Consider the following 1,409-nt stretch of genomic DNA (forward strand, 5'->3'; position numbering starts at 1 on the left):
GTGCGTTTAAAAGATAATGAAAAAATTGTTGACGGTCAAGGCTTTTTTAATGTAGAAGCTTTGCCAGAAGGAAGTATTTTAGTTTTTCCCATCGCCGTCAAGTCATCTCAAGAAAATTGGACAACTTATTTAGAATCAACGGAGTGGCATAATTCTTCAGGCTCTTTCTCCAAGGAAATGTATTTTGGAGGGCTAGAATCTATTGGATTTGGTCGGTGTAAAGTCACTTTGTCTGGACAATATATTCAAGGAGAGAACTAAAAATGACTTGGGAATTTTATGGCTTAGATGAACGGGCAAGAAAATTGGTCAAACAACAACTAGCTGATGCTATAGAAGCTAATTTACCTGCTAAAGAAACTCAAATTCTCATCAAAGAATCTCACAAAATGCGTCAAACTGTCGCTTATGGACTAGAACGTTTTTGGGGAGAGCAATTGAGATTGGAAGACAAAGAGTCTGCAAAAGCTAATTATTGGCGGAATACTTGGAATGAATTAGTTGCGATTCTTAAGGAAGGTGAGGTGAATTTACCTCAACATCAAGACGTGGATGCTATGGCAGATGCGTTATGGAGAATCTCACCAGAGAATCAGCAAATTGCCTTGTCTATTTTGACCCAACTGTGTGATTCTTTGGTGTGGTGGACACAGCGTTATAAATCGTTAGTAACTAATAATAACAAGTAATTTTTACTTTCGCTTTGTCCTAGCTAAGCTTCAATTGAAAAGGAGGAGGAGTAATGGAAGTTCCCAGAATGTTTCGCGCCCAAGTTAAAGAATATTGTAACTTACAATTTGTTCCTGACCGGGAAAATAGAGAAGAATGGCTTAAAGAATGGGTTAATCCACAACAAACTGGCAAACCTTATCAACATGAAAATTTATCGAATATCAAAAAATCAGGACTATATGGTTCAGTTTATTGCATTCCAGTTAAATTTCCTTATCGACTCTTCACCAACTGCGGTCAAGATACAATTGGTCGTCCTACTTTAGGAAAAAATGGGATTCCCTTTATTCCTGGAAGCAGCATTAAGGGATTGTTTCGCCGAGTCTGCAATGATGAGCAACAAAAACAGCACTATTGTGGTGGTACGGAGAAACAGGGAATTTTAAGATTTCATGGTGCTTATCCTGTTGGGGACTGGACGGGAAAACACACTGTTCCAATTGTGCAAAATGGTCAAAGAATGAGAGAGACTCGCTACTCTATTTTAGATCTCGTCCATCCTCAACAAACTCGGCAAGTGCAAAATCAGGATGGAACAACTGCGATCGCACTGATTAGTCTTCCCCAACCCACCCTAATTTTTCAGTTTAGTAGTACTGATTCTACTATTAACTGGAAAGAAGTTGAAACTTTACTCAAAAAAGCCTTAAGTCGGGGGTTAGGCGGCAAAACCAGTA

Annotated in this window: 2 protein-coding genes and 1 pseudogene; all 3 read left to right on the forward strand. The window is 38.8% G+C overall.

Translation table 11 applies throughout. The features are described from left to right. Positions 1-261, forward strand: a pseudogene (locus tag F6K23_RS40490) (type III-B CRISPR module RAMP protein Cmr4); the annotation flags it as partial. Between the two features lie 2 nt (positions 262-263). Continuing rightward, a complete protein-coding gene (locus tag F6K23_RS40495; RefSeq protein WP_293166858.1) occupies positions 264-689 on the forward strand; it encodes a hypothetical protein in 426 nt (141 codons plus the stop codon). Positions 690-742: 53 nt separating this feature from the next. Beyond that, the coding region (locus tag F6K23_RS40500) for an RAMP superfamily CRISPR-associated protein (RefSeq protein ID WP_367267976.1) at positions 743-1,409 on the forward strand (667 nt) is incomplete at its 3' end.

Source organism: Okeania sp. SIO2C9 (assembly GCF_010672455.1).
Classification (GTDB): Bacteria; Cyanobacteriota; Cyanobacteriia; order Cyanobacteriales; family Microcoleaceae; genus Okeania.

What these genes read in the sequence shown, in the direction of transcription:
- F6K23_RS40495 (WP_293166858.1), top strand. Translation starts at nt 264, where the DNA reads ATGACTTGGGAATTTTATGGCTTAGATGAACGGGCAAGAAAATTGGTC.